Consider the following 26693-nt stretch of genomic DNA (forward strand, 5'->3'; position numbering starts at 1 on the left):
GATGACGGGCAAGACCCGGACCAGCGTGCTCCTGATCGCGGGATTTCCGCTGGTTTCCTACCTGCTGCTGCGCTACAGCCCGCTGCCGCCGGACTGGCTGGGCCTGCCCGATGGCCTGCTGGCCGTGGGCCTGTTCCTGGGACTCGGCATCCGCGGCTCCCTGGCCTTGCGGCTGGGGCTGACCCTGGCGGGCCTGGCCGTCACCCTGCTGGGATTCTGGCGCGCGCCGGCCACGACGCTGGCGCTGATCCCGGCCGTCGTCAACCTGCTGCTGGCGCGGATGTTCCAGATGACCCTGGCAGCCGGCCAGGAACCCCTGATCACCCGCATCGCGCGGCTGGCCCGCCAGGAACCCCATGGCCTGCCGGCCGAGCTGCGGGTCTATACCCGCCGGCTGACGGCGGCCTGGGCCCTGTTCTTCCTGGCGCTGGCGCTCAATTCCGTGCTGCTGGCCTGGCTGGCCACGCCGAAAACAGTCTGGCTGTTCGCCAATACCCTGAACATGCTGCTCATGGCGGCATTCTTCATCGTCGAGAACCTGTACCGGCGCCACCGGCTTCGCGCCTACCCGCATACCCCGCTGCACCGCCTGCTGGCCACCCTGCTGCAGCATGGCTGGCAGAGCCCGGGACGGGTCATGGAGACCCCGCGATGAGCACGCCCCCCGGCTTCACCATTGATGCCGCTCACCCCGCCCTGCCCGGACACTTTCCCGGCCGGCCGGTCGTACCGGCCGCGGTGATCCTCGCCGAGGTGCTTTCGGCCGCGGCACGGCACCATCCGGCCGCTCCGGTCACCGGCGTCGTCCAGGCCAAGTTCGTCGCCCCACTCGAACCAGGCAGGCGCGCCGAGATCCGCTTCACGAGCAGCGCCCGGGGCCTCTGCTTCGACTGCGTCGCCGACGATCGCCGGATCGCCATGGGCCTGCTGCAAACCGGGCCATGAGCACGGCCTGGCAAAGCCTGCCCGAGCGCAGCAATGCCTTCTGGCTGCGCACCATCGCCTGGATCGCCCTGCATCTGGGGCGGCCCTTGGCGCGCGGCCTGCTGTATCCGATCACGGCCTACTTCCTGCTGGTGCGCAACGCCACCCTGCCGGCCGCCCGGCGTTTTCTCCGCCGCGCCCTGGCGCGGGAGCCCGGCTGGCGCGATCTCTTCCGCCTCTACCACACATTTGCCTGCACCCTGCTCGACCGGCTGTTCGTGCTCGCCGGCCAGGACCATCGCCTGAGCATTCACGTGCAGGGGCTGGAGGTCCTGGAGCGCTTCACGAACACGGGCAGTGCCTGCCTGCTGGTCGGCTCGCACCTGGGCAGCTTCGAAATCATCCGTGCCCTGGGCCGCAGCCGCTTGGGGCTGCGCGTCAAGGTGCTGATGGATACCGAGGCCACCCCGCAGATCACCCGGCTCTACCGCTCGATCAACCCGTCCCTGTACGAGGACATCGTGCCCATGAACCAGCCGGGCGCCCTGCTGGAGCTGGTCCCGCTGATCCGCCAGGGCGGCATGCTGGCCCTGCTGGGCGATCGCTGCCTCGCCGGCGACCGCCGTACCGGCTGCCGCTTCTTCGGCGAGCCCATCGATCTGCCGCAGGCGCCGTTCATGCTGGCCCAGGCCCTGGAACTCCCCATGGTGTTGTTCTTCTGCCTGCACGAGGGCTGGGGACGCTATACCGTGGTGTTCGAGGACCTGGCTCCGTTTCATCCCCTGCCCCGCCGCCAGCGGGAGGCGGCCGCCCAGGCCACGATGCAGCATTACACGGACCGGCTGGAGCACCATGCCCGCCGGGCACCCTGGAACTGGTTCAACTTCCATGACATCTGGCAGCGCGAAGCCTGAGGCGAAACCTCTTCCGCCCTGGCGCCGGCGGCAGCTGGCGGGGCTCTGCCTCGCGGCCCTGTCCACCTGGGTCGCCGCGGCCGAGCCCGGTCCCGTTCCCACGCTGGAAAGCCTGCTGGCGCGCCTCGCGGCTCGCGCAGCAATCCGCGTGCATTTCGTCGAGACCCGGACGCTTGCCCTCTTGACCCAGCCGCTCAGGCTCGAAGGCACCCTGGAATTCCGCCCGCCCGACCACCTCGCCAAGCATGTGGAACAGCCTGCCGAGGAGCACTACCTGATCGACGATGGCGTGGTGACGGTGCGCAAGCCCGGCCAGGGCGCCGATCTCACCCTGAACCTCCAGGACTACCCGCCCCTGCAGGCCTTCGCCGAGAGCCTGCGCGCGCCCCTGGCCGGCGATATCGAGGCGCTGCGGCGCTACTGGCAACCCAGCCTCGGCGGGTCGTGGCGGCGCTGGCAGCTGACGCTGACACCGGCGCGGGCGGAACTGGGCGCCGTGGTGCGCAGCGTCCGCCTGGAAGGCGAGCAGGACCGCCTGCTGCGCATGACGCTGGAGGAGGCGAACGGCGACCGTTCGCAGCTCGGTTTCCAGCCCTTGCGATGAGGCGGCGACTGCCCATCCTGATCTGGCTGGCCTGGCTGGGCTTCGGCCTCGGATGGCTGTGGCTGCGGACGCCGGTCTCGACCGACCTGACCTTCTTCCTGCCCCGCACGCCGACCCTGCTCGACAGCATCCTGGTGCAGCAGATGCGCGAGGGACCGGCCTCGCGCATGCTGCTGATCGCCATCGGCGGCGGTACGCCAGCCGACCGCATCCATGCCAGCCGCCGGATCGTGGAAGCCCTGCGGCCCCTGCCGATGTTCGAGACGGTGCTCAACGGACCCGATCCACGCAGCCTGGCCGGGCTGGAGACACGGCTGTTCCGCTACCGCTACGCCCTCAGTCCGGCCATGGCGCCCGATCATTTCGATGGCCCGTCCCTGCGCGCCAGCCTGGAGCAGCGCCTCGGGGAGCTGGCGTCTCCGGCCGGCTGGCTGGAGAAGAACTGGCTGCCGCGCGACCCGACCGGGACCTGGATGGCGCTGCTGACCACCTGGCTGCCCGCGACCGGTCCGGCGCTGGAACAGGGCGTGTGGGTATCCGGCGACGGCCAGCGGGCGCTGGTGCTGGCGAGAACCCGCGCCTCGGGCTTCGATCTCGAGGCCCAGGCGGTCGCCCAGGAGGCCGTGCACACGGCCTTCGGCGCCCAGCCCGAGGCGGCCCGCCTGACGCTGATCCTCGGCGGACCCGGTGCCCTGGGCGTCGAGGCGAATGCGGAGATCACCGCCGATGCGGCCCGGCTGTCCCTCGTCAACGGCCTGCTGGTGCTGCTGCTGATGGGCGCCGTCTACCGCTCGGCCCGGGTGCTGGGCCTGAGCCTGCTGCCGCTGGCGACCGGCCTGGTCAGCGGCGCCACCGTCACCAGCCTCGCCTTTGGCGGCGTGCACGGCATCACCCTCGGTTTCGGCGCCACCCTGGTCGGCGTCGCGGCGGACTATCCCAATCACTACTTCACGCATCTCTCGCCGCGGGAAACCCCCGCCGGCGCCATGCGCCGCATCTGGCCCACGCTGCGCCTGGGGCTGCTGACCAACATCGCCGGCTTTGCCGCCATGCTGTTCTCCGGCTTCGTCGGTCTGGCGCAGCTGGCCGTCTTTGCCGGCGCCGGACTGCTGGGTGCCGGGCTGTCGACGCGCGGGGTGCTGCCGGCGCTGTCGGCGGCGCAGGTCCGGCTGCCGGCCTGGGTGGAACGGGGGCTGCCGTCGCGGCGCCCGGGCGCCCCTCCCGCCCTGCGCTGGCTGCCGGCTGGCCTGACCGCTGTGGCCGGGCTCGCTTTCGTGTCGCTGGACCGGCCGCTCTGGAACGACGACATCGCCGTGATGAACCCGGTACCGCTGGAGCGCCTGCACCAGGACGAGGCCTTGCAGCGGGATTTCGGCGCGCCGGATCTGCGCCAGCTGCTGGTCGTGGCCGCGGCGAGCGCCGAAGCCGCCCTGCGTGGCTCCGAAGCGCTGACGCCGGTGCTGGATCGCCTCCGGGCGGATGGCGTGCTGGGCGACTACGACGCGCCCGGACGCTATCTGCCCAGCGCCGCGCGGCAGGCCGAGCGGCTGGCGGCGATCCCCGCCCCGGAAATCCTCGCGGCCCGGCTGCGCCAGGCGCTTGCCGGCCTGCCCTTCCGAAACGATGCCTTCGCGCCCTTCCTGCGCGAGGCGGCGGCAGCCCGGCTGGCCGGACCGGCAACGCGGCGCGAACTGGCCGGGACGCCCCTCGCCGACCGTCTCGACGGTCTGCTGCTGCCGGTCGGCGCATCCTGGGCGGCGCTGCTGCCGCTGGCGCGGATCGCCGACCCATCCGCCCTGGCCGACCGCATCGCCGCCCTGGACCGGGCGGATGTCCGCCTGCTCGACCTGCGCGCCGAATCGACCCGGCTGATGCGTGATTACCGCCAGGAGGCCCTGCGACTGCTGGCAGGGAGCCTGATCGCCATCGTTCTGCTGCTCGCCGCCGGCCTACGCAGCCTGAGGGAGAGCCTCAGGGTGATCGCACCGGTGCTGCTGGCGGGCCTCTGCACCGGCCTGATCATGGCGATCGGCTTCCGGGGGCTGAATCTCTACCATCTGGTTTCCCTGCTGCTGGTCATGGGGCTCAGCCTGGACCAGGCGCTGTTCTTCAACCAGGACGCGGCCGATCCCGAGCAGCGACGGCGCACGCTGCTGTCGCTGCTGGTTTGCAGCGCCAGCGCCGTGCTGGCCTTCGGCACCCTGGCGCTGTCGCGGGTCAACATTCTGCAGGCCATCGGCACCACCGTGGCCGTGGGCGCCATCCTCGCCATCGGCTTCGCCGCGCTGCTGGCGCAACGGCCCCGGGTTCCGCGATAATCGAGCCTTATGCCCGCCCTCATCGATCTCCGCGCCCGTTACCCGGAACTCCACGCGGTTCGCCCCGGCTCCCCCCTCGCCATTCGCCATTACACCCTGACCAACGCGCTGGGCGCGGGCCGGGCGGCGAGTCTGGAGGGCCTGCGCGGCCGCCGCTCCGGCCTGCGGCCCTGCGATTTCCCCGGAGCCGGGCTCGCCACCTGGATCGGCCGCGTCGCGGGACTGGAAACCGCGCCACTGCCGGCCGAGCTGGCCCGCCACGAGTCCCGCAACCACCGGCTGGCCTGGCTGGCCCTGCAGCAGGACGGGTTCCTCGCGGCGGTCGCCGCGGCCATCGGCCGGCACGGAGCCGAGCGCGTCGCCGTGGTGATGGGCACCAGCACCTCCGGCATCCTCGAAACCGAGCGCGCCTATCGCCGGCGCGATCCCGACAGCGGCCGGCTGCCGCCGGACTTCCGCTACCGGGAAACCCAGAACACCTTCGCGCCGGCCGATTTCGTGCGTCGGGTCCTGGGCACCCGCGGCCCGACCCTGACGCTGTCCACGGCCTGCTCCTCCAGCGCCAAGGTGTTCGCCAGCGCCGCCCGCATGCTCGCGGCCGGCTGGTGCGACGCGGCCGTGGTCGGCGGCGTCGACAGCCTCTGCCTGACCACCCTGTATGGCTTCGATGCCCTGGACCTGATGGCCGAGGAGCCCTGCCGCCCGGCCGACGCGCAGCGCCGGGGCATTTCCATCGGCGAGGCGGCCGGTTTTGCCCTGCTGGAGCGGGCCCGGCCCGGCGAGCCGGGGCTGGCGCTGCTCGGCCATGGCGAGAGCGCCGATGCCTACCACATGTCCTCGCCTCATCCCGAGGGCCTGGGGGCGGCCCTGGCCATGGCCCAGTGCCTGCTGCGCGCCGGCCGCGAACCCGACGACGTCGACTTCACCCTGCTGCACGGGACCGCCACGCGCGCCAACGACAGCGCCGAAGACCGGGCGCTGGCGGATGTCCTCGGACCGGGACGACCGTGCAGCTCGATCAAGGGCTGGATCGGCCACACGCTGGGCGCTGCCGGCATCATGAACGCCCTGGTCGCCTGCCTGTGCCTGGAGGAGCGGTTCGCGCCGCCCAGCCTCCAGACCCGCCAGGTGGATCCGACGTTTGTCGGCCGGGTTCTGCTGACGGAGGAACGCCGGCCGCTGCGCACCGTGCTCAGCAACGCCTTCGGCTTCGGCGGCAGCAATGCCTGCCTGCTGCTGGGCTGGCACCCATGACGCTGCCGGTCCGCATCGTGGGCATCGGCGTGCGCGGTCCGGGCCTGCCCGACTGGCCGGGCTGTCGCGACACGCTCCGCGAGCCGGCCTCCCATGTCCCCGGACCGCTGTCCCGCCCGGTCGGCCAGGGATTGCCGGCCACCGAGCGGCGACGCGCGACGACCGTCACCCGGCTGGCGCTGGACGTCGCCGCCGAGGCGCTGGCCGGGCATGACGCCGGCCAGGTGGCTGCGGTCTTCGCCTCGTCCGGCGGCGAGGTGGACGTGGTCCACGGCATCTTCGAGCAACTGGCCGGGACCGACCGGCGTCTGTCGCCGACCGCCTTCCACAATTCGGTCCACAACGCCGCGGCGGGCCACTGGAGCATTGCCAGCGGCTCCCATGCCGCCGCCGACAGCCTCTGCGGCTACGATGACAGCTTCGGGGTCGGCCTGGCCGAGGCGTGCCTGCGTTGTCAGGAGGGGGATAGCCCCGTGCTGCTGGTGGCCTGCGACTGGCCGCCGCTGTTTCCCATCGCCGAGTTCCGCCCCATCACCCAGCCCTTTGCCGTCGCCCTGCTGCTCCAGGCGGATGGGCCGGCAGGTCCGGGGCTGGCCCGGCTGGCGGTGGACTACCGGCCCGTGCCAGCCCATGCGGAAAGCCTGCCGGGGCCGACACTGGAGCAGCTCCGCACCGACAACCCCGCCGCCAGCAGCCTGCCGCTGCTGGCCGCCATCGCCGCCGGGCGGCCGGCACGGCTGTCGCTGGGCCATGGCATGGGCGGCTCGCTGCGGATCGAGGTCGAGCCGTGCGGCTGACATCGGCGGAGATTGCCGCCCTGATCCCCCATGCCGGCAGCATGCTGCTGCTGGACAGCGTCGGCGACTGCCATGCCGGGCGGCTGCAGGCGGCCGCCGGCAGCCATCGGCGATCCGACAACCCCCTGCGGCGGGAGGGCCAGCTGCCGGTGGCGGCGGCCATCGAATACGCCGCCCAGGCGGCCGCCGTGCATGGCGCCCTGATGACGGGTGACAGATCGCCCAGACCCGGCCTGCTGGCCCTGGTCAGGGATTTTCGCTGGACGGTCGATCGCCTCGATGGCATTGCGGCGGAACTGGCCATCGAGGTATGCCCGGTCCTGGCCCAGGCCGGCAGCACGCTGTACGACTTCCGGCTGGCGGCGGACGGCAACCTGCTGGCCAGCGGCCGGCTGGCGGTGTTTTTTCCCGTGCCGGAATCCGGCACATGAGGCGAGCCCTGGTGACCGGCGGCAGCGGCGCGCTGGGTGCCGCCATCAGCCAGGCGCTGGCCGGCATGGGCCTGCATGTCCTGGTGCATGCCCATCGCCACGGGGATGCGGCGGCGCGCGTGGTGGACGCCATCCGGCAGGCGGGCGGATCGGCCGAGGCGGTCCAGTTCGATGTCACGGATCCCGGGGTCTGCCAGGACATCCTCGGCCGGCTGGCCGAGGAGCACCCCATCCAGGTGCTGGTCAACAATGCCGGGCTCCATGACGATGCGCCGCTGGCGGGCATGAGCCGGAGCCAGTGGGCGCGGGTGATCGACGTTTCCCTGCACGGCTTCTACAACGTCACCCAGCCGCTGCTGCTGCCGATGCTGCGCACGCGCTGGGGCCGCGTCATCTCGATCGCCTCGGTGGCCGCCCTGACCGGCAACCGGGGGCAGACCAATTACGCCGCCGCCAAGGCCGGCCTCATCGGCGCCAGCAAGTCGCTGGCCCTGGAGCTCGCCAGCCGCAACGTGCTGGTCAACGTCGTCGCCCCCGGCATCATCGCCTCGCCGATGAGCGAGTCCGCCTTCCCGGCCGAACGCATCGCCCGGCTGGTGCCGATGCAGCGCGCCGGCCGGCCCGAGGAAGTCGCGGCCCTGGTGGCGTTCCTGGCGTCGGACGCGGCGTCCTACATCACCGGGCAAGTGTTCCCGGTCGATGGCGGCATCCGTTGACCAACGCCCCGCGCCATCCACCCACGTTATGACGACCGCCGCCGCCGGCCAGCAGGCCCTGGAAACGCTGCTGTTCTTCACGCTGCTGCAACTGATGGCGATCCTGCTGGCGGCGCGCCTGGTCGGGGGCTGGTTTCAGCGTCTCGGACAGCCGCGCGGGGTCGGCGAAATCGTCGCCGGCCTGCTGCTGGGACCCACGCTGTTCGGGACCCTAGCGCCCGATGTCTCCCGCTGGCTGTTCCATTCCGTCGATGCCACGCCGCTCGGGGTGATGAGCCAGATCGGTCTCATCCTGCTGATGTTCCAGGTCGGCATGGAGTTCGATTTCGCCAAGCTCGGGCAGCGCGCCAACCGGCGCCTGGCTTTCTGGATCGGCCTCAGCGGCATCGTGCTGCCTTTCGCGCTGGGCCTGGCCTTCGGTGTCGTCTCGGCTCCCTGGCTGGCACCCGGGCTGCCGGCGCTGGCCTACAGCCTGTTCCTGGCCGTCGCCCTGTCGATCACGGCGGTGCCGATCCTGGGGCGGATCCTGATGGAGTTCGGCCTGACCCGCAGCCGGCTGGGTGTCATCACCATCGCCGCGGCGGCGGCAAACGATGCGCTCGGCTGGGTGCTGCTGGCCCTGGTGGCCGCCATCGCGGCCGGTCAGGCGTCCTGGCCAGCGGTGCTGCACCAGACCGGGCTGCTGCTGGCCTACGCGCTGGCTTCCTGGTGCCTGGCCCGCCCGCTGCTGCTGCGTCTGCTGCGGCGGTTCCAGCGAAGCGCGGACGAACCATCCCAGGACCTGCTGGCGCTGCTGTTGCTGGCCATCTTCGGTTCCGCCCTGATGACCAGCCAGCTGGGCATCTTCGCCATCTTCGGCGGCTTCCTGGCGGGCGTGCTGCTGCACGACCAGCAGGCGCTGGTCCGCTTCTGGCGGGAACGGGTGGCAGACCTGCTGACGGTTTTCTTCCTGCCGATCTTCTTCACCTACACGGGGCTGCGCACCGATGTCGGCAGCCTGACCAGCCTGCCGCTGTGGCTGTGGTTCGGCGGCCTGCTGCTGGCCGCAGGGATCGGCAAGTTCGGCGGCTGCTACTTGGCCGCGCGGCTGGGCGGCCTGCCGCCGGCGGAATCCCGCTGCGTCGGCATCCTCATGAACACGCGGGCGCTGATGGAACTGATCGTCGTCAATCTCGGCTATGACCTCGGGGTGATTCCGCCGGTGGTCTTCACCATGCTGGTACTGATGGCCATCGTCAGCACGCTGCTGACGGCGCCGGGGTTGCGTCTGTGGCTGCCGCCCGGCGAGCGGCAGGGCTGAACCAGACCCGGAGCCCCCGGCCTCAGGAACCCGACGCCTGGCGCTGGCACTGCGCCAGCAGCCGGTCCAGCGCGGCGCGGGACAGCTTGCCGGTCTCGTTGCGCGGCAGCGAGGCCACCCGGTATACCGCCCGGGGCCAGAACGCCGCGTCGAGCTGGGCGCGCAGGCGCGCGCGGATGGCCTCGGCCGCCACATCCGGCGCCACGGCCAGCACCACCAGGCGCTGGGTGACCGCCTCGCGCGCGTCGGGCAGATGGAACGTACCGTCGACCACGCCCTCGATGTCCAGCAGCGTCTGGTTGAGGAGCGCCAGCGAGGCGCGCTTGCCGGCGATGTTGACCAGATCGGCGCAGCGTCCCAGCAGGCGGAAGCCTGTCGCATCGACCGCTTCCAGTTGATCCGCCAGCGCCACGGGTTCCGGCAGATGTCCGGCCAGTACCCGGTGGCGGCCGCTGGCGTCTTGCTGCACGCGGATGCCCTGGAACCAGCGCCAGACCGGCGTCCGCGCCGGGCGGCGACCGGCCAGCGAGCCGGCCTCGGTACAGCCGTAAATCTCGTGCAGCGGCGCCCCCCATTGCTGCTCGCAACGCCGGGCCAGCTGCGGATCCAGAGCCGCCGTCGCCGACACCAGTCCTTGCAGCGGCCCCAGCGGCACGCCGCTCTCCAGCAGCGCCCGCAGATGGATGGGCGTCGTCACCAGCCGGCGCGGCGCGGGAACCTGCGCCAGGGCGGCGGCGATATCGGCCGGATAGAACGGCCGGTCAGCGGAGAGGATGGCATCCCGGCACAGCGGCAGCAGCACGCTCAGTTCCAGGCCATACATGTGCTGCGGCGGCACGGTGGCCACCAGAACCTGCCCGGCGACGCCGCCCAGCGAGGCGTCGATCAGGCGGGCGCTCTCGGCAAGCGTGCCCCAGGTCTTGGCATGCGGCTGGGGCTGGCCGGTGCTGCCGGAGGTGAAGGCGATCACCGCCGGCTGCTCGGCCGGCAGGTCCAGCGATGTCGTATCGGTTCCGGACACTGCCGGCGGGCGCTCGACGCGGCAGACGGGCGCATCCTCCTCCGGGCATGGCTCGTCGACCAGCAGCAGCGCGCCGGGATACTGCTGGCGGAGCCGTTGCAGATGGCTCTGGCTACGATCGGGGGGCAGCAGGGTGATGACGCCGCGCAGCAGGCAGGCGACCAGTCCCAGGCTGAAACGGTAGCGATCCGTGCACAGGTTGATCGCATGGCGGGCGGCTGGCAGAGCCGCCGCCAGCCGGGCGCTTTCGGCCAGAAACCGGTCCCGGCCGACGGTCTGGCCGCGAACCTGGGCAAATGGCGACGACATGGCCTGCGAACCGGCGTAATGCGATGAGCGGCGGCGGGGCGTCAGGGCCCGAGATCCGCGGCGATCGCATCCAGCGTCGGGGTTGCGAGACCGGCAGCCCGCGCGTGGCGGCGCGCGCGCTGGAGACGCTCGGGCGCCGAGCGGCCCGTGCAGATGTGCTCGGGATCGCCGAGAAAGCCTTCCAGCATGCCGGCCATGAGCCGGTCGCGGGGCAGCGCCTGTTGCGTCAGCGAGGTCTGGATGTCGAGAATTTCCGCCGCCACCGCCGCGGCCAGCGCGCGATGATCGCGCCAGAGCTGGCGCACGGTGCCCCCGGCGCGGAGGCCGGCGATATTGATGGTCAGGATGTACAGATTCTTGCGGACCATCTCGTACAGCAGTTCCCCGCGGGGGATTTCCCAGCAGGGCACGTCGATGATGTCCAGGCTCTCCCGGATCAGGGCAGCCTGCGGCCCCGCCACCGGTGTCGGCAGCACCGGCACGAAGAGGCGTCCCTTCTTCTTGTCGAACCACACCACGATGACCGTGGGGTCGCTCAGCCCATGCGCCTGCCAGTCGCGTGGCAGCAGTTCGTTCTGCAGCAGCGCCAGCCGCGGACGCCAGACCGGGGGCAAACCGGACAGCAGCGGGTGCAGATCGTTCTCGCCGACCGCGACCAGCACCAATGCCGGGGACGGGATGGCACGGGCCAACGCATCCATATCGGTTCCACGCAGGACCGGCACGACCGGACAGCCGAGCTTGAGCAGACCGCGGGCGAACAGTTCGCCCAGCTCGCCCATGCCGATAATGATGATGGGGGATGTCATCGATACCCGCCGCCGGAATCCGGCCCCCGGCGGCAGCGCGCTGGGGGAGACGCTGACCGGCCGTCAGGACTCACGCGGGGGAACCATGCTGCGCGAGCGCCCAAGCCTCAGTCCAGGGAGTCGAAATAGCTCTTGTCCACCCCGCATTCCGGACAGACCCAGTCGTCGGGGATGTCCTCGAAGCGAGTGCCCGGCGCGATGCCGGAATCCGGATCGCCCAGTTCCTCGTCGTAAATCCAGCCACAGGCGGAGCAGATGTATTTCTTGAAGTCGGCCATGATGTCGCAGGTGTCGGGGTTGTGGAATCAACCGGTCATTTTACGTGCACCCCGCGGTGCCGTGAAGCCGTGAGCAAGCGGCATGGGTGGCCAGCCGCCCCCGCCGCGGTGGCCACGTCGGATGGCAGCAGGAACGGGCCGATGGCAACGGCCTGACCGACCCGCTATAATGGCAAGCTTCGCTGCCGGAGTGGCGAAACTGGTAGACGCGCCAGACTCAAAATCTGGTTTGGGCAACCAAGTGTCGGTTCGATTCCGACCTCCGGCACCAATTGAAAGTCCCGGGGCATCCTGGGCAATCCATAAAACCCGTGAGCTGCAAGGCTTGGCGGGTTTTTTCGTTCAGGGGTCGCCGATGACAACGCCCCATGGTGGCCCCGATACTTGTTGGCATGCCGCCCCCTCAGGGGAGGACCAAAGCGATGCCAGCACGCCGGCCAGGCCGAGCATGCCGACTCCGTTTGCTCAATCTCTGACCAGAACACTCGGCATCGGGGGAACATCCAGTCCGGCCGGCGATCGTCCCCGGATCAACTGCCCGGCGACATCCGGAACCCGCGTCCATGCCAGCCCTTGCCGCAGCAACGCGACCAACCCTGTCCCGGCAGGCTCGGCAAACGGTCACCGAATCCATCATGAATACCTTAATTGAGGCATATGCCGCAGTGCGATCGGCGATATGCCGCAGTCTTCTCCTTGCCTAACATCAAAAATATCATGTTTTTCAATTAATTATATTTGGCATGCCCCATGCCTTAGATTAATGCTCCGGTATTCAGCCCCTCCCGCTTTGCAGGGGCGATATGCAACTCAGGAACAACGTGCATGAAAACAATGCCAACCACCTCTCGTCGCCTGCCCAACATCTTGCCTTTAGCTTTCCTGGCGTATACGGCAGCGTCAACAGCGGCGTCATTGCCACCATCATTCGCAACCGCCATACCCATCGGCGGTGGCTTATTCGCAAGCGGCGTGAACGATTGGGATGGTGAAATCTATGAGGCGAGCGCGGACGAGCGCAAGGTCTATGTCCTAGATGCGGCGAAGACCGTCGTCAAGGATGTCATTGATATCGACTTTGCCGCCAATGGCCTCGCCTATTATCGAAAGGCCGATCAGATTCTGCTTGTGGACATGGGCAATGAGGCACTGAAAATCGTCGACCGGAAAACCCGGAAGGTTGTCGGCTCGATAAGCATCCCAGGCCACCATGCGGTCAAGGTCGCCGTTGATCAGACCTTGGGCAAGGCTTGGGTCACCAGCATGCACGGAGGCTCTGTCTCCGTGGTCGATATCAAGAAGGGCGCTGTACTGGACACGATCACGATTGGTACGGGTGGCGCCCAGCCCCCGCACTGCAATGCCTGGGCCGGCGAGTGCGCCACTCAAGGCTCGACGCCGATTCAAGTTGCCGTGGATCAGAAGCGTCATCGAGTCTATGTGGCCAGCTACGTCGAAAACCATATCACGGTCATCAATGGAAAGAATCATAAGGTCATCGGTTCCCGGATACCGGTTGGCTCGGTACCGAATGGCTTGGGTATCAATGAGAAAACAAACCGTATCTATGTCGCCAACTGGCAGGATGGGACGGTTTCGATCATCAATGGCGCCAAGCTGAAAGTCATGGCAACCTTGCCGGTTGGCAGTGGCGCCCAGGAGCCTGCCCATTGCTACGAGGCGCTTGAGCTGACTGGCTGCCAAAAATGGGGGTCCATGCCTATTGGCGATATTGGTGTCAACCAGGCCAAGAACCAGATGTATGTCGCCAACGCCAACGATGGCACCTTGTCCGTTATCGACGGCAGGACCAACACCGTCGCGGGGAGTCCCCTGCCCGTGACCAGCGGCAAGCTGTTGCCCGATGGCTGCTTCGACTTTGGTGTGTGCACCTCCGGCTCGGCAGCGCGTTCGGCACTCTTCAGCAAAAAGACAGGCAAGGTTTTCATCGATAGCGTTCACGATAAAACGATCTCCGTCATCGACGTGAGATGAGCCTGGCCAAGGCCAGGCCGTCAGGGAGTCGCTGCGCATGTGGCAGTTTGTACCGCATGGTGCGGCAATCCGGGTAGGCTTAGGGTATCGATAAGTGCGTAACGTCATCGCTAATGGCCATATGCTGGCCCTGTCATCATTGGTTTTCATGCTGGACAGCGCGGCCGCGTTGTCGGCCACGCAAGCAGCAAGAGGGTTCGACAACCGTAGCAATGGGCTGGTTGTCCAGGGCGACATGAATCATGATCGCTCCTTTTTTGAAAAGACATGGACGGCGGAAATGGGGCTGGGGCCCGTCTTTAATGGCGAATCCTGCGTCGAATGCCATAACGACCCGGTTCCCGGGGGGTATAGCAAAGTCACGGTTACCCGTGCCGGCGTGTTTGATGGCCAGCATTATTTCGACTTGCCGGGTGGATCGCTGTTCCATGAGAAGGCCATTCTGCCTTCCATTCAGGAAACGGTGCCATCGGCAGCCAATGTGATTGTCAAGCGCCTGTCAACCAACCTCTTGGGAGCGGGTTACGTCGAAGCCATCGCGGACGAGACCTTGCTCGCGATTGCCCGGAAGCAGGCGACTGAAACTCATGGGGACATTGAAGGCGAAGCCGTAATGGTCAACGTGCTGGAGGCCCCCGGCCTGAAAAAGGTCGGGCGATTTGGCTGGAAATCGCAACATGCGACGTTGCTGTCATTTTGCGGGGACGCCTTTCACAGCGAGATGGGCGTCAGCAATTCGGTGGTACCGACAGAGATCACCTCGAATGGTCAATCGCTCGCGGCTTACGATGTCCGGGCTGATCCGGAAAGCAACGGCTGGGAAGTCCAGCTGGTGGCTGAATTCATCAGGGCGACAAAGGCGCCACCTCGTGATGCCAGACTCAAGAGATCAGCGACAGTCAAGGCCGGGAGCACGTTGTTCGATAGCGTGGGGTGTGGCGTATGCCATGTTCCGGCGCTGACGACGGCCAGGACAGGTTCGCTCCTGGCAGGCATCGCTTCGGCAGTCCCCGCGGCTCTTGGGAGCAAGACCATTCACCCATACAGCGATTTCCTCCTCCACGATATCGGTACCGGGGATGGCATTGTTCAGAACGGGCCCGCCTCAACCCGCAACAAGATGAGAACCGCGCCGCTGTGGGGCCTGAGAATCCGCAGTGAATTCCTGCACGATGGTAGTGCCCATACCCTTGCCGAAGCGATAGAACGGCACAGGGGAACCGCGTCCAAGGTAGTCGAGCGATACAAGGCGTTGACCAAAGGACAACAGGCCAGGCTGCTCAAGTTCCTGCGTTCGCTGTGAGCAGTCAGCCTTGTCCGAAAAATCAACCTTGACCCGGGACCCGCGTGCCTTGCGCGTGCTCCGCCAGGTGATGCCCCGGGTCATTTGCGTGCGTCGGCCTCTCCGCGCTAACGAACGTTACAGGCGTTGCCCCAGGTTACGTTGTTCGACACGATCGAACCATCCTTGAGGCGGTTGGCGGCAATCTTGCACACCAGCGCCCAATTGCTGGATTGATCCAGGATGAAGAATTCCTGGGTGCTGTCGGCTATGACCGGCGTGACACTCGGATTGTTGTTGGCAATCGCGGGGGGCAGGCTGTGCAGGACATCTCCGTTCTGTACCACCTGGAGCTGTCGGTCGGCATAGTTCATGACGGTGATGCTGGCGTCCTTGGTGACTGGCTGAAGGGCGGGATTGAAGTTGTCGGGACAAGCCACCGTGGCGGGATTGCTGGCCGGCAGTGGCAAGACCTTGTTTTCGACAGCCGCAAATTGCGTGGCCAGGGCTTGTGCCCCACCCCAGGCGGTTTCCGGGAGACTGGCGCCATCGTCGTAGTACAGCCCGAAGTTGTTCGATTCGTTGAAGAACTCGTAGGCGGTCTCGCCGGAGAGATTGTTGATCAGGCTGTCCCGGTCATAAAACGCACCGACGATCTTCCAATCCCGGGTATGGGGCTTGTTGCTGTTGATGACCGTGCCCTCCTCGTCCAGGTACACCGGCACCGGCAGATTCGCCACCTCCTGCGCAAAGTCGTCGAGGGCGCCCATGTCGCCGTTCTGCTGATAGCGATAGACATTCGCACCGATGTAATCGGCCCGCTCGGCGACGTTGGTCCCGCAGGCATAGTATTGCGACGCGATGTCGGTGCCCACCAGACCGTTCAGGTTGGCGGGAATGGTTGAGGTCGGCACATCCCGCAGGGCGATCCCCACCGGGATGGTCCGGCCCTTGCTCTTCAGATAGGCCTTGGCATCCCGCATCATGGACTTCTCGATGGAAGCGGCCCGTTTCTCCAGCATGACCGTGCGCGCGATGCAATCCTCGGGGGTATGGCACTGCCTGGGGCTCTCCGACTGGCTGACATAGGCGTAGGTGCCGAGCGGGTCCAGCACCTCGTTGCCGACGGAGAAGCTGAGGACATTGTCGTACTTGGCAAAATCGTCGATCACCTGGCGAATGCGCTTTTTCAGCGCCGTGGTGTACTGCGGATTGACACGATTGACGTTGATGGTATCGGAGGTGATGGAAATCTCCGCATAGATGCCGTTCCGCTTGAGCAGATTCATGACATTGTCATGCCCTTTGGTCACGTCGACCTGATAGACCCGCACCATATTGACATGCAGCGCCTGTAGCTTGGGCAGGATGTTGTCCCGCGTATAGGCAAAATTGTTGTCCGCCAGCAAGTCGTTGTTGATATTCAAGGGCGCCAGGGCCACGCCCCGGACCATGAACCGCTGGCCATTGGCCGCCACCAGCGCCTTGCCCTGAACCTGTACGCGCCCCTGGAACGGGGCTGCCGAGACCGTGGTGGAACAGCAGGCGACAGCCAGAGCGGCTGCAAGGGTAGAAATGACAATCTTGATCTTCATCGATGCGCTCCGTGGGTTATTGTCTTTCGATACCGCACTTTGTCACCCTTATCTTGATGCATGGCATTGCAAATGAGAGTGCACCGCCATGCTGACGGAAAAATCACCCGTTTGCAATCGGGTCAATGACAGCAGGTGACGCGAGGCACACACCCACCAACCTGGCTGCATCCTGGATTGTCAGGATCGTCGGGAGATTCACTTTTCACCTCTCAACAAACGGGGACTGGCTCGCCACAAAGCAAGACGCGCTCGGCCTGAACCGATGCCAGCAATATTCGCCTTAGCCTCCCGTTGCGGGTGACTTGATGAAGCGATATTCCATTATTATTAAAACCAAAACTACAAGTATTCACGGATATGATGCTGCCTCGTATATTCAAATCCGCATACCGGAACCTACCGGGTCAGATATCCACTGCAACATCAGTAATCTCCAAGGCTCAGTCACTTATAATTTCGGCCTTGGCAATCATTGAGATGTCGCTCACGAGGGCGAGGCTGCTTGCCTATGCTCGCCTCACCCTGATTACCTTTCTGGTGACCGGCCTGGCCTGGGTCTGGCTATCCCATAATCGTGTTGACATCTCCGGCAATCCATTGGGTGGCGATTTTTCCGTCTTCTGGGCAGCCGCTAAACTGGCTGAAGCAGGGAATGCTACAGAAGCCTACGATACCAGCCGATTGAATGAAGTACAGCGGCTGGCCATACCCAATGTCGAAGCTCGATATGGATGGTTCTACCCGCCAAATTTCCTGCTGATCTTGTGGCCACTATCGAAGCTTGACTATCCTGTCGCCTTCTGGATATTCATGCTCGCAACGGCCGGAGCATATTTTTTCATCCTGCACCGAGCTGCCGAGGGGATCCCCATTCTGTTCCTGATGGCCTTTCCCGGATTTTTCGTAAACCTGATTCAGGGGCAGAATGGGTTTCTGACTGCGGCATTGGCAGGTCTGTCTATCCTGCTGATGGAGCGACGTCCCAGGCTTGCCGGAATATTGATAGGCTTGATGATCATCAAGCCTCATCTTGCCGTGCTGTTTCCCATCTCGTTGATCGCCTCCCGCTCTTGGAAGACACTTGGCATTGCTGCGATTACAGCGGTCGGCTTTACTGTCCTGAGCAGTCATGTGCTAGGCTGGGAAACGTTCAAGACGTTCATGGACAATCTCCATATCGCTCGGACCCTCATCGAAGGGGGAGGCTTGATCCAGAACAAGATGCCCAGCGTGTTTGTCACCCTTCGTCGGGCAGGACTTCCCATCAATCTGGCCTGGCTCGCTCATGGCCTGCTGGGCGCATTGGTGGCATTGACAGTCTTCCGGACATGGAAAACCTCGGTATCCCTTCCCCTGAAGGGAGCCATACTGATGACAGCCAGCCTCTTGACGACACCTTACCTGTATGATTACGACCTGGCCTGGCTCGCCTTTCCCATACTATGGGTGATCAAATCAGGATGTCAGTCAGGGTGGCTACCTATGGAGCGGATAACCTGCTTCCTGGCATGGTATCTACCAATACTCGTCCTTCCATTGGCAAAACTGACAGAATGGCCAGTCGCCCCTTTTCTGCTCGGGTTGCTTCTCTGGATTTCCATCAGACGCTGTATAATGGCAGGCCAAGCCACCGAAAAAACACGCCTGAGTCATGCCGGCAATCATCACCCATCGAGCGATATCGTTTGAATCATGGAAGAACTTGTTAGAAGATCGTTATTACTAGGTTCGCTCGGTGTGCTGACGGCCAGCTTTACCTTGATACCGCAATCCATACTCGATCCGGACATTGGATGGCACATCAGGACCGGCCAATGGATACTGGAACACTGGAATCTACCCAACAGTGACCCATTTTCGGCCTATGGGGAAGGTAAAAATTGGATAGCCTATAGCTGGCTCTTTGAGATCATTCTGTATCTCTTCCATGCCCGTCTGGACCTGGTCGGATTGCCCCTCTTCACCGCCACCCTGACGTTCCCTATCGCAGGCGTATTGTTATTTTCGCTCCGGCGCCATAACCGCGATCCAGGCACACTCGTTGTGCTGACGGCGTTCGGCATTCTAGGTATGGCGGGTCTGCTCCAAACCCCGCGCCCCTGGCTGATCAGCATTCTGTTCATGACGATCGAGCTTGATCTGCTGCTGGAAGCCCGTTCAAGCGGCCGGACCGGTCGGCTTTACCTCTTGCCCATTCTGTTCTGGCTGTGGGCCAGCATGGCCATACAGTTCATCTATGGCCTTTACGTACTGGGTCTGTTTCTCCTTGAGCCAGCACTGGCCCATGTGCTACGGAAACCAGGGCTGCCCATGGCACCGGCCAAGGCCATCGATCGTAAAGTCTGGATTGCCGCCGGGCTGGCGGTTGCCGCAACCTGGCTGACACCCTACTACCACGAACTCTATCTCGAACTCTTCAAGGTCATTGGTCAAACCGGGGTTTTCACGACCATTGGCGAACTGCGAGCGATGCCATTCAGGTCTTTTGACGACTGGGTGGTGTTGGCGGTCGCCATCGGTGCCGCCTTTGTATTGGGCAGAAAGCGCGAACTGGATGGTTTTCTGATTCCCCTGTTCCTCACCGGGCTGGTGCTGGCATTCCGCGCACGGCGTGATGTCTGGTTCCTGCTCCTGCCATCCCTGGTGATTCTGGCATCCGCCCTGCCGCGACCAAAGCCCGGGGAAACCAGCTTCACGCGCCCGCAATTGCTGGTCAGCCTTTTGCTGACCCTGCTGGTTACCAGCGTCGGCATGCGCATCCGTCATGTCGACAATCCTCAGCTGACCCGGCTGCTAGCGGACAATTTCCCCCAGCGTGCGATCGATGTGGCCAGGCTGCACCGCCTGCAAGGGCCGCTCTACAACCATTACGATTGGGGCGGTTACCTGATCTGGCAATTTCCCGAACACAAGGTCAGCCTGGATGGCCGGGCCAACCTGCACGGCGACGAACGCATCGAGCGATCCCTGCGCACCTGGTCCGGCAAACCCGGATGGGCTGATGACCCGGAACTGCTTGGTGCAAACCTGGTGATTGCCCAGCGGGACCAGCCCTTGTGTTCGCTGCTCAAGCTGGACCCGCGCTTCGCGCTGTTCTACGAGGACAACGTAGCCGCGCTGTTCATCTCGCGCCCGACGCCAAAAGCCCTGCCGGGCATCGCCGCGCCGTGAATACGGACCCGGCCCCGCCTGTCAGTCCGAGTGCGGGAGTTCTCCGCTGAGCAGCCGGCGCAGGTTCTCGTTGGCCAGCGTGTGATAGGCCGGCGAGGTACGGATGGCCTTTTCAAAATATTCGTGGGCGGTATCCGGTTCGCCCTGGGTCATGTAGATGTAACCCAGATCATTGTAGGCATCGGCTTCATCCATCACCTGCCGGAAGGCCGCCAGTGCGCCCTTGTCGTCTCGCTGCCGGGCCAGCAGCAGCCCCTTGTTCAGCCAGGCGCCTTCATGGGCCGGGTCGATTTTCAGGGCCTGCTCGTAGGCCTGCATCGCCCCCGGCCAGTTACCGGCCAGATAGCGTGAGTAACCCAGGTTGGTCAGGATACCGGCATCGTCGGGGTGGATGCGCAGTGCCTGCTGGTAATAGCCCTGGGCTTCCGCATGCCGGCCGTCGCGGTCGCTCAGCAAGCCCAGGGCGTTGTGCGACGGCCAGCGCCTGGGATCGGCGGCAATCGCGGCCCGGAAGGCAGCCAGCGCACCCGCCGAATCGCGATCGTTCAGCTGGCACAGGCCCAGCCCCTCCTGGGCGGCCGGGTCACGCGGATTCCGCTTGATCAGCATCCGGTAGGCGACCTCGGCCAGTTCCCGGTTGCCTTTCTCCCGGTGCAGGTCGCCGGTTGCCTGCAAGGCTTCGGCATTCAGCGGATCGCGTTCGAGAGCCCGCACGAACAGATACAGTGCCTCATCGTCCCTGTGTTCCTTGCGCGCCAGCCGGGCCTTCTGCAGCAACTGTGGCAGGTCCTCGCGAGACGTTGCCAGCCCGGCCGAAGCCTCCGGGTTGCCGTCGAAATGGACCGATGTCCTGACATCCGGCGTGCCGGCCACGCAACCCGCCAGGATCGCCGGGATGATGGTCCAGACACAGCGGAGACCTGAATGCTTGGGCATGAGCCTCTCCCGCTTCAGAAATTCTTCACCAGACTGATCATGGCCGGGCCAATGGCGGCCACGAAGAAGGCCGGCATGAAGCAGACCACCATGGGAAAGATCATCTTGGTCGCCAGCTTGGCCGCTTCTTCCTCGGCCTTCTGCATGCGCTGCTCGCGGAACTCCTCGGAATAGACGCGCAGGGTTTCGGCGACACTGGTACCCATGCGCATACTCTGGATCAGCAGCACCACCAGGGCCTTTATATCCTCCAGTCCGGTACGGTCGATCAGGCTCCGCAAGGCGCGCTCCCGGTCGAGCCCGGCCCGTATCTCGCCCAGGACGATGGCCATCTCCTCGGCAAACTCGGGATGGATATCCGCCAGCTCCCGGGTGACGCGGACCAGCGCCGCATTCAGGCTCAGGCCCGCCTCGGTGCAGATCACCAGCAGATCCAGCAGGTCCGGCACGGCGTTCTGCAACAGCCGCTGGCGCCGCTCGATCATCTTGTCCAGGCAGTAACTGGGAATGATCATGCCGACGACGAAGGCAAACCCGGCGTAGGGCGTCAGTTCCCGGAATGTCAGCCCCGGCACCATGGCCGGCAGCAGCATGACCAGCAGTGGCAGCAGCAGCATGGCGGTCGTGCGCACCGTGAAGTAGCTCGCCATGGCCGTGGAGGACCGGTAGCCGGCCAGGCGCAGGCGCTGCGAGTTCAGGGCCAGGGCCTTGCCGTTGCGGGGCAGGAAAATCGTCGTGAACTTGTCCCAGGATGTCTGCTCGGCGAGATTCGGGGCGATGGACCGGGTTGTCGATGGTCCGGGCTCGTCGATCAGACCCAGCGACCGCCGGCGATCATCCAGCCGCTTTTCCTGGGGCAGGAAGACCCACAGACAGAGAAAGATCGCCAGTTGCAGCAGCACGACCTGAACGCCGAGCAACAGCCAGCCCGTGAACGATTGCGGCAGCCAGGACAGGAATTCGGCGGACATGCGGACGACGGCTCAGACTTTCAGGTTCAGCAATACGCGCAGCCAGACAACGCCCACGCCCATGAAGCCCAGCGCGTAGGCGATCATGGTCTGCCCACTGGGATTGTTGATGAACTCCCGGATCATCGCCGGCTGCAGCAGGGTGATGCCGCCAAAGATGACAAATGGCATCAGGCCCATGACCCAGGCGGAAATCCGCCCTTCCGCCGTGAGCGTCCTCAAACGGCGCTGAAAGCTGAAACGCCCGCGAATGACGCCGCTGATCTTCACCAGCGACTCGGCCAGGTTGCCGCCGCTCTCGCGCTGGATCATGACCGTCGTCACCATCGCCATCAGTGTCACGCTGGGCATGCGCATGACCAGGTTGTTCAGCGCCGTGCGCACCTCGATGCCGGCATTGATCTCCTCGAAGGCCATGCGGAATTCCGTGGCAATCGGGTCGTCCATGTCGCGCGCCACCTGCCGCAGTGCCTCGGCGAACGGGTAACCGGCCAGCAGCGCCCGCACCGTCGCATCCAGCGCCCCCGGCAACTGCTCCTCGAACCTGTTGAAGCGTTTCAGCCGGTCGCTCCTGAGCTTCAGGAAGGGCGCCGCCGCCCCCAGGCCGCCCAATGCCAGGCTGACGGGCATGGAATGGGACAGCAGCCAGCCCAATACCAAACCGGTGGGCAACAGCAGGATGGCGGCCAGTATGTAGGCATAGCCGGAAATCGACTGACTGGGATGCTCAAGCGAACGGGCCAGCCGCTGCATGCCCGGGATCCAGCCGAGGCCCTGCTCCAGCAGCGAAGGCGTGCGCCGGAAGCGCTCCCGCAGCACGCTCATGGAAACCCCCGCGGGCTCCTCGTGCGCCAGGCCTTCCATGCGATGCCGCAGACGCTGCATTTCCCGGCGGCTGGTGGTCTGGTTCGGCACGATCAGCACCTGCGCCAGCAGGAAGAACGCACCGAACAGCAGAATCAGAAAGATGACGAGAGCGTGCTTGTCCATGAGGTTGATCGCGGTTCCCGCCGCCGCGGGTATCCTGCCCTTGCTGGCGGCATCATCAGAGGCTGAAAATCTCGTTCGGCGGCGCAATCCCCCGGCGCTGCAGACGATCGAAGAACAGCGGCACCACGCCGGTGGCCCTGATATTGCCCCGCACCCGGCCCAGGTCGTCCAGGCCGCGCCGCTCGAAAGTGAAGATTTCCGCCAGGGTGATGACATCCGCTTCCATGCCCTGCACCTCGGTCAGGCTCAACAGGCGCCGGCTGCCGTCCTCCAGCCGGGCCACCTGGATGATGGCATCCAGCGCCGAGGCAATCTGCGCATGCACCATTTTGGCGGGCAGGTCGATGCCGGACATCGCCACCATGCTCTCCAGGCGCGCCAGGGCGTCGCGGGGAGAGTTGGCGTGAATGGTGGCCAGCGAGCCATCGTGGCCGGTGTTCATCGCCTGCAGCATGTCGAACGCCTCCTCGCCGCGGATTTCGCCCAGGATGATGCGCTCCGGCCGCATGCGCAGGGCGTTCTTCACCAGCTCGCGCTGCTTGATTTCGCCCTTGCCCTCGACATTGGCCGGCCGCGTTTCCAGGCGCACCACATGCGGCTGCTGCAACTGCAACTCGGCGGCATCCTCGATGGTGACGATACGCTCGTCGACCGGAATGTAGCCGGACAGCACGTTCAGCATCGTCGTCTTGCCGGAGCCGGTGCCACCCGAGATGAGGATGTTCAGGCGCCCGCGGACCATGGCCTTCATCAGCTCGGCGATGGCCGGCGTAAGGGTGCCGAGGGCGATCAGGTTCTCGGTTCGCAGCCGCTCCGCCGGGAACCGGCGTATGGACATGCAGGGGCCATCGATGGCCAGCGGCGGGATGATGACATTGACCCGCGAACCGTCCTTGAGACGCGCGTCCACCATCGGCGAGGATTCGTCGATGCGCCGGCCGACCGCGGTCACGATCCGGTCGATGACGCGCATCAGGTGCGCGTCGTCGTGGAACTTCAGCGGCGTCAGCTCCAGCTTGCCGTGCCGCTCCACGTAGATCTGCTGGGAGCCATTGACCAGGATGTCGGTCACCATGGGGTCGTCCAGCAACGGCTCCAGGGGCCCCAGCCCGAGAATTTCGTCCTCGACGCTGCGCGTGATGACCTCGCGCGAGGCGGCGTTGAACGGCAGGGCATGCTTCACGAACAGCTGCTGGACGATGTCGCGGATCTGCCGGCGCGCCTCCGCCGGCTCCAGCTCGATCATGACCGACAGGTCGATCATCTCCATCAGTTCCCGATAGAGCTTCAGCTGCCATTCCCGCTCCGATTCGTTCAGCCCCCGCAGGACCAGGCGCTCGTGGGCGCTCCAGTGGGCTGGCGGCTCCTGCCGCGCCGGGGCAGCCCCTGGCGTCGCCTCGACCGGGGCCGTCGCCGCGTTTCTCAGGCCGCGCAGACGTTCCTTCAGGTCCATGGCCTACCCCTTGCCGGCCAGCCAGGCCCGCAGCTTCGCGGAAAAGGTGGGCGGCGTCTCCTCGGCCGGCTTGATGCCCATCATCCAGCCGGTCAGCTGCAACAGGGCCTGGGTGACCGGCGACTTGGGCGCATGCTCCAGCAGCGGTATCCCGAGGTTGGCCGCATCGTTGACGCTGCGGAAATCGCTGGGCACGATACCCACGATCCGCAGTTGCAAGGCGTTCTCGATATCCTGCAGGCTGATGGGGTTGTTTGCCTCGAACCGGTTGACGACCAGGGCGACGCGGTCGGGCGTCACCTGCAAGTCCTCGCGCAGGATGCGGACCAGCTTCTGGCCATTGCGGATGTTCTGGAAATCCTGCTGCACCACCAGCACGATGCGGCGCATCTTCTCGATGATCAGGCTGAAGGTGGAATCGATCACGCAGGGCAGATCGACCACGATCTGGCCATAGTTCCTGATCAGGATTTCCAGCAACTGGTAAAGCTGCCGCTCGGTCACGTCGCCCGGCAGCAGGATTTGCGAGGGCAGCGCACCCATGACATGCAGGCCGCTGGGATGCGCCGCGACATACGCCTTGAGGGCGACCTCGTCGATGGCGTCCACGGCGTCCAGCGCCTCGCGCAGGCCCTTTTCCGGCTTCAGGTCGAGATTGAGGTACTGCGAGCCGAACTGGCAATCGAGATCCATCAACAGGCTCGGTACGTGATAACGCGCCACCAGCATGTGCGCGATGCCCATGGCCACGGTCGAGGCGCCGCCGCCGCCCTTGGGACTGAGGAACGCCGTCAGCGCATGGTCGCCGCTGCCTGACTCGCTGGCCAGCTCGCCCTGAATCTTGTGCACGTCCTGCCGCAGTTCCTCGGCGGCCAGCGGCTGGGTGATGAAATCGCGGGCGCCGGCCTGCATGGCCAGCCGGATGTGATGCAGATCGCTGTTTCCGGGCAAGCCGACCACCAGCAGCGCCGCCGGCCGCTGCGCGGGCGGACGAACGATCAGGGCGCCCAGTTCCAGCTCGGCCTGCGCGCTCAGGCAGTGCACCAGCAAATCCGGCAGGGGACCCGGCTTGCCCAGAGGGTCCGTCTCGTGGTGCGGCAGCAGGCTGATATCCAGCTTGAGCTCGCGCAGCGGCGCCAAGGCCTCGGCGATCTTCTGCAGCAGATCGACCTGATGGCCGGTGATCAGGACGCGGAAGGTTCTTGGCATGGTCAGTCGATGGCGTAGGTGATCAGCAACGGTAATCGGCAAAGCCTATCCGGATGCGATTGGCAGGCCCCCCGATATCCGGAAAAGGACCGGATTGGCCACGAGCGGAGCTCTCTGGTGGCACGATGGCGGCAGACATTCAGTGGCATGACTATTCGCCGGAATCGCGATCAGGGGGGCTTTCCAAAGATTACCGTCTCGCTTGTGGAAGTTAATGTCCGGCTTATGTTTCCGGGTACGAATGGATGCGGCACGATAGCGGTATAGGGAACCGATACGGTCACCGCGAACATCGTGCCACCCCTCTCGTTGGGATTCTCCTCCTCCCAGACTTGATTGACTATAGCGGATTCCAATCCGGGAAAGGCGCGGACAATGCCAGTGATCGCAGCTTCGTCCACCTCACCGCCATTCCCCTTCCGCGCAGCAACGCGGGCCGCCCGGTTGGCGGCATAATTGACCGACTCGTAGAGCCAGAACAGCCGACCATATTCCAGCACACTGAAGATCAACATGAACGCCAGCGGCAGCACCAAAGCAGTTTCGACCACGGTCAAACCGGCCTGGCGCTGGCCATACGCCAGTTCGGCCCTTCCACGGCACGGCTTGATTCGCTTCGACAACGTCGATAGGCTATATTGGCGATACATCACTGCAAGTAAACCCTATCTTCATCTTCGTCCATCTGGGTGCTCAGGAGGCAGGGCTGGCCGTTCACGTCGGCAACACTGTTGCTTCTGGAGACTGTCAGCTGGGCGCTTCCCACGGCAGAAATCCTGTTGGCCGTGACGGCCCCGTCGAGCACCAACCCCGCTTCCGGTCCGCCTGAAACGGAGAGATCCTGAGAGGGCAAACAGATAATTCCAGCGCCGTTCAGTTTAGCACTGCCTTCAATGACATTCACATACCCGGGCACATCAGAATATAACAGGATATTCCTGAACGCCCCCGACGCTGGGGCAGTCAGGGAGATGGTCCTATTTCCTCCCGAAAAGCTGAAAGGCTGAAATGAACCACACAAGTTGATCGTTTTCTTGCCCTGCTTTGCTGTCGGACACGTTGCTGGAATCTGTCCTGTGATGGGGCAAGTGCTCGCGTCATCGCCGGCTTGCTTACGGCATGTATTGTAGAAGGAAACACCTGTTCCCTTTACCTTGGCACTATTGCCGATACGCAAGCCCCCCCCCACGGTGATGATTTGAGTATTATCTTCGAAGGTAAGGTCAACATCACCTCCAAGATCCAATCCACCCCAGAACACATAAGTACCGGCATTGAAGGTTGCCACCAATGATCCACCGAGTGCAAGCTTCCCACAATAGCTGCCTGGATTGAACATCGCCGTGCCCCAGTTTGGTGGTGATGGACTTGAAGTACAATGGTCGTCCAAGTTAGGTGTGTCCGGCATCTTTG

At 65.2% G+C, this 26693-nt stretch carries 25 protein-coding genes and 1 tRNA gene; 15 read left to right on the forward strand and 11 right to left on the reverse strand.

The genetic code is table 11. From position 1 onward, the window contains the following. The first annotated feature begins 1 nt into the window (after position 1). The 10 genes from ACYQ1H_RS00960 to ACYQ1H_RS01005 are packed head-to-tail and all read left to right on the forward strand — an operon-like array spanning position 2 to position 9258. Positions 2 to 655, forward strand: a complete 654-nt coding sequence (locus ACYQ1H_RS00960) for a COG4648 family protein (protein WP_460026255.1) — start codon at positions 2 to 4, stop codon at positions 653 to 655. After that, positions 652 to 945 carry an ApeI family dehydratase gene (locus ACYQ1H_RS00965; protein ID WP_460026256.1) on the forward strand — a complete coding sequence of 98 codons (294 nt, stop codon included), beginning with the start codon at positions 652 to 654 and terminating at the stop codon, positions 943 to 945. Before ACYQ1H_RS00960 ends, ACYQ1H_RS00965 begins: the two co-directional genes overlap by 4 nt. Continuing rightward, the gene (locus ACYQ1H_RS00970) at positions 942 to 1838 is read left to right on the forward strand and encodes a lysophospholipid acyltransferase family protein (protein ID WP_460026257.1); all 897 of its coding nucleotides are present in this window, start codon (positions 942 to 944) and stop codon (positions 1836 to 1838) included. The genes ACYQ1H_RS00965 and ACYQ1H_RS00970 overlap by 4 nt, the downstream gene beginning before the upstream one ends. Continuing rightward, positions 1813 to 2442, forward strand: a complete 630-nt coding sequence (locus ACYQ1H_RS00975; RefSeq protein ID WP_460026258.1) for a LolA-related protein — start codon at positions 1813 to 1815, stop codon at positions 2440 to 2442. The genes ACYQ1H_RS00970 and ACYQ1H_RS00975 overlap by 26 nt, the downstream gene beginning before the upstream one ends. After that, positions 2439 to 4760 carry an MMPL family transporter gene (locus tag ACYQ1H_RS00980; protein ID WP_460026259.1) on the forward strand — a complete coding sequence of 774 codons (2322 nt, stop codon included), beginning with the start codon at positions 2439 to 2441 and terminating at the stop codon, positions 4758 to 4760. The genes ACYQ1H_RS00975 and ACYQ1H_RS00980 overlap by 4 nt, the downstream gene beginning before the upstream one ends. 9 nt (positions 4761 to 4769) lie before the next feature. Next, positions 4770 to 6014 (forward strand): beta-ketoacyl-[acyl-carrier-protein] synthase family protein, encoded by a 1245-nt coding sequence (locus tag ACYQ1H_RS00985; RefSeq protein ID WP_460026260.1) that lies wholly within the window; start codon positions 4770 to 4772, stop codon positions 6012 to 6014. Further along, the gene (locus ACYQ1H_RS00990; RefSeq protein WP_460026261.1) at positions 6011 to 6811 is read left to right on the forward strand and encodes a beta-ketoacyl synthase chain length factor; all 801 of its coding nucleotides are present in this window, start codon (positions 6011 to 6013) and stop codon (positions 6809 to 6811) included. The genes ACYQ1H_RS00985 and ACYQ1H_RS00990 overlap by 4 nt, the downstream gene beginning before the upstream one ends. Next, a complete protein-coding gene (locus ACYQ1H_RS00995; protein WP_460026262.1) occupies positions 6802 to 7242 on the forward strand; it encodes a hotdog family protein in 441 nt (146 codons plus the stop codon). Before ACYQ1H_RS00990 ends, ACYQ1H_RS00995 begins: the two co-directional genes overlap by 10 nt. Beyond that, positions 7239 to 7958, forward strand: a complete 720-nt coding sequence (gene fabG, locus ACYQ1H_RS01000) for a 3-oxoacyl-ACP reductase FabG (RefSeq protein ID WP_460026263.1) — start codon at positions 7239 to 7241, stop codon at positions 7956 to 7958. Before ACYQ1H_RS00995 ends, fabG begins: the two co-directional genes overlap by 4 nt. A gap of 28 nt (positions 7959 to 7986) precedes the next feature. Continuing rightward, positions 7987 to 9258 (forward strand): cation:proton antiporter, encoded by a 1272-nt coding sequence (locus ACYQ1H_RS01005; RefSeq protein WP_460026264.1) that lies wholly within the window; start codon positions 7987 to 7989, stop codon positions 9256 to 9258. A gap of 22 nt (positions 9259 to 9280) precedes the next feature. Here the strand turns inward: ACYQ1H_RS01005 and ACYQ1H_RS01010 are convergent, their stop codons facing one another. From ACYQ1H_RS01010 to rd, 3 genes are all read right to left on the reverse strand, one after another. Then, positions 9281 to 10588, reverse strand: a complete 1308-nt coding sequence (locus ACYQ1H_RS01010) for an AMP-binding protein (RefSeq protein ID WP_460026265.1) — start codon at positions 10586 to 10588, stop codon at positions 9281 to 9283. Positions 10589 to 10629: 41 nt separating this feature from the next. Further along, on the reverse strand, positions 10630 to 11397 hold the full coding sequence (locus tag ACYQ1H_RS01015; RefSeq protein WP_460026266.1) for a hypothetical protein: 768 nt from the start codon (positions 11395 to 11397) through the stop codon (positions 10630 to 10632). Between the two features lie 107 nt (positions 11398 to 11504). After that, a complete protein-coding gene (gene rd, locus ACYQ1H_RS01020; protein WP_460026267.1) occupies positions 11505 to 11675 on the reverse strand; it encodes a rubredoxin in 171 nt (56 codons plus the stop codon). A 184-nt stretch (positions 11676 to 11859) separates the two neighbouring features. Here rd and ACYQ1H_RS01025 point away from each other — a divergent pair. The 3 genes from ACYQ1H_RS01025 to ACYQ1H_RS01035 all read left to right on the forward strand — a co-directional run bounded on the left by ACYQ1H_RS01025 (position 11860) and on the right by ACYQ1H_RS01035 (position 14973). Then, positions 11860 to 11946 (forward strand) — tRNA-Leu (locus tag ACYQ1H_RS01025). 554 nt (positions 11947 to 12500) lie between these two features. After that, complete coding sequence (locus tag ACYQ1H_RS01030; protein ID WP_460026268.1) at positions 12501 to 13670, forward strand: YncE family protein; 1170 nt, start codon at positions 12501 to 12503, stop codon at positions 13668 to 13670. 94 nt (positions 13671 to 13764) lie between these two features. After that, positions 13765 to 14973, forward strand: a complete 1209-nt coding sequence (locus ACYQ1H_RS01035; RefSeq protein WP_460026269.1) for a di-heme oxidoredictase family protein — start codon at positions 13765 to 13767, stop codon at positions 14971 to 14973. A 107-nt stretch (positions 14974 to 15080) separates the two neighbouring features. Here the strand turns inward: ACYQ1H_RS01035 and ACYQ1H_RS01040 are convergent, their stop codons facing one another. Beyond that, the gene (locus tag ACYQ1H_RS01040; protein ID WP_460026270.1) at positions 15081 to 16547 is read right to left on the reverse strand and encodes a glycoside hydrolase family protein; all 1467 of its coding nucleotides are present in this window, start codon (positions 16545 to 16547) and stop codon (positions 15081 to 15083) included. A gap of 465 nt (positions 16548 to 17012) precedes the next feature. On the opposite strand from ACYQ1H_RS01040, the gene ACYQ1H_RS01045 reads away from it, so the two are divergent. Continuing rightward, a complete protein-coding gene (locus tag ACYQ1H_RS01045; protein ID WP_460026271.1) occupies positions 17013 to 18239 on the forward strand; it encodes a glycosyltransferase family 87 protein in 1227 nt (408 codons plus the stop codon). A 3-nt stretch (positions 18240 to 18242) separates the two neighbouring features. Further along, complete coding sequence (locus ACYQ1H_RS01050; protein ID WP_460026272.1) at positions 18243 to 19721, forward strand: hypothetical protein; 1479 nt, start codon at positions 18243 to 18245, stop codon at positions 19719 to 19721. 21 nt (positions 19722 to 19742) lie between these two features. Here ACYQ1H_RS01050 and ACYQ1H_RS01055 read toward each other — a convergent pair whose 3' ends face one another. The 7 genes from ACYQ1H_RS01055 to ACYQ1H_RS01085 form a co-directional block, all read right to left on the reverse strand. After that, complete coding sequence (locus ACYQ1H_RS01055; RefSeq protein ID WP_460026273.1) at positions 19743 to 20657, reverse strand: tetratricopeptide repeat protein; 915 nt, start codon at positions 20655 to 20657, stop codon at positions 19743 to 19745. Positions 20658 to 20671: 14 nt separating this feature from the next. Beyond that, a complete protein-coding gene (locus ACYQ1H_RS01060) occupies positions 20672 to 21628 on the reverse strand; it encodes a type II secretion system F family protein (protein ID WP_460026274.1) in 957 nt (318 codons plus the stop codon). A gap of 12 nt (positions 21629 to 21640) precedes the next feature. After that, a complete protein-coding gene (locus ACYQ1H_RS01065) occupies positions 21641 to 22618 on the reverse strand; it encodes a type II secretion system F family protein (RefSeq protein ID WP_460026275.1) in 978 nt (325 codons plus the stop codon). A 55-nt stretch (positions 22619 to 22673) separates the two neighbouring features. Then, the gene (locus tag ACYQ1H_RS01070; RefSeq protein WP_460026276.1) at positions 22674 to 24071 is read right to left on the reverse strand and encodes a TadA family conjugal transfer-associated ATPase; all 1398 of its coding nucleotides are present in this window, start codon (positions 24069 to 24071) and stop codon (positions 22674 to 22676) included. A gap of 3 nt (positions 24072 to 24074) precedes the next feature. Then, positions 24075 to 25280: a CpaE/TadZ family protein gene (locus ACYQ1H_RS01075; protein WP_460026277.1), complete on the reverse strand. Its 1206-nt coding sequence runs from the start codon at positions 25278 to 25280 to the stop codon at positions 24075 to 24077. Positions 25281 to 25450: 170 nt separating this feature from the next. Beyond that, on the reverse strand, positions 25451 to 25903 hold the full coding sequence (locus ACYQ1H_RS01080) for a TadE family protein (protein ID WP_460026278.1): 453 nt from the start codon (positions 25901 to 25903) through the stop codon (positions 25451 to 25453). Between the two features lie 26 nt (positions 25904 to 25929). Further along, positions 25930 to 26693: cupredoxin domain-containing protein (locus ACYQ1H_RS01085; protein ID WP_460026279.1), on the reverse strand; the 764-nt coding region annotated here is incomplete at its 5' end.

This window comes from Methyloparacoccus murrellii (assembly GCF_054657115.1).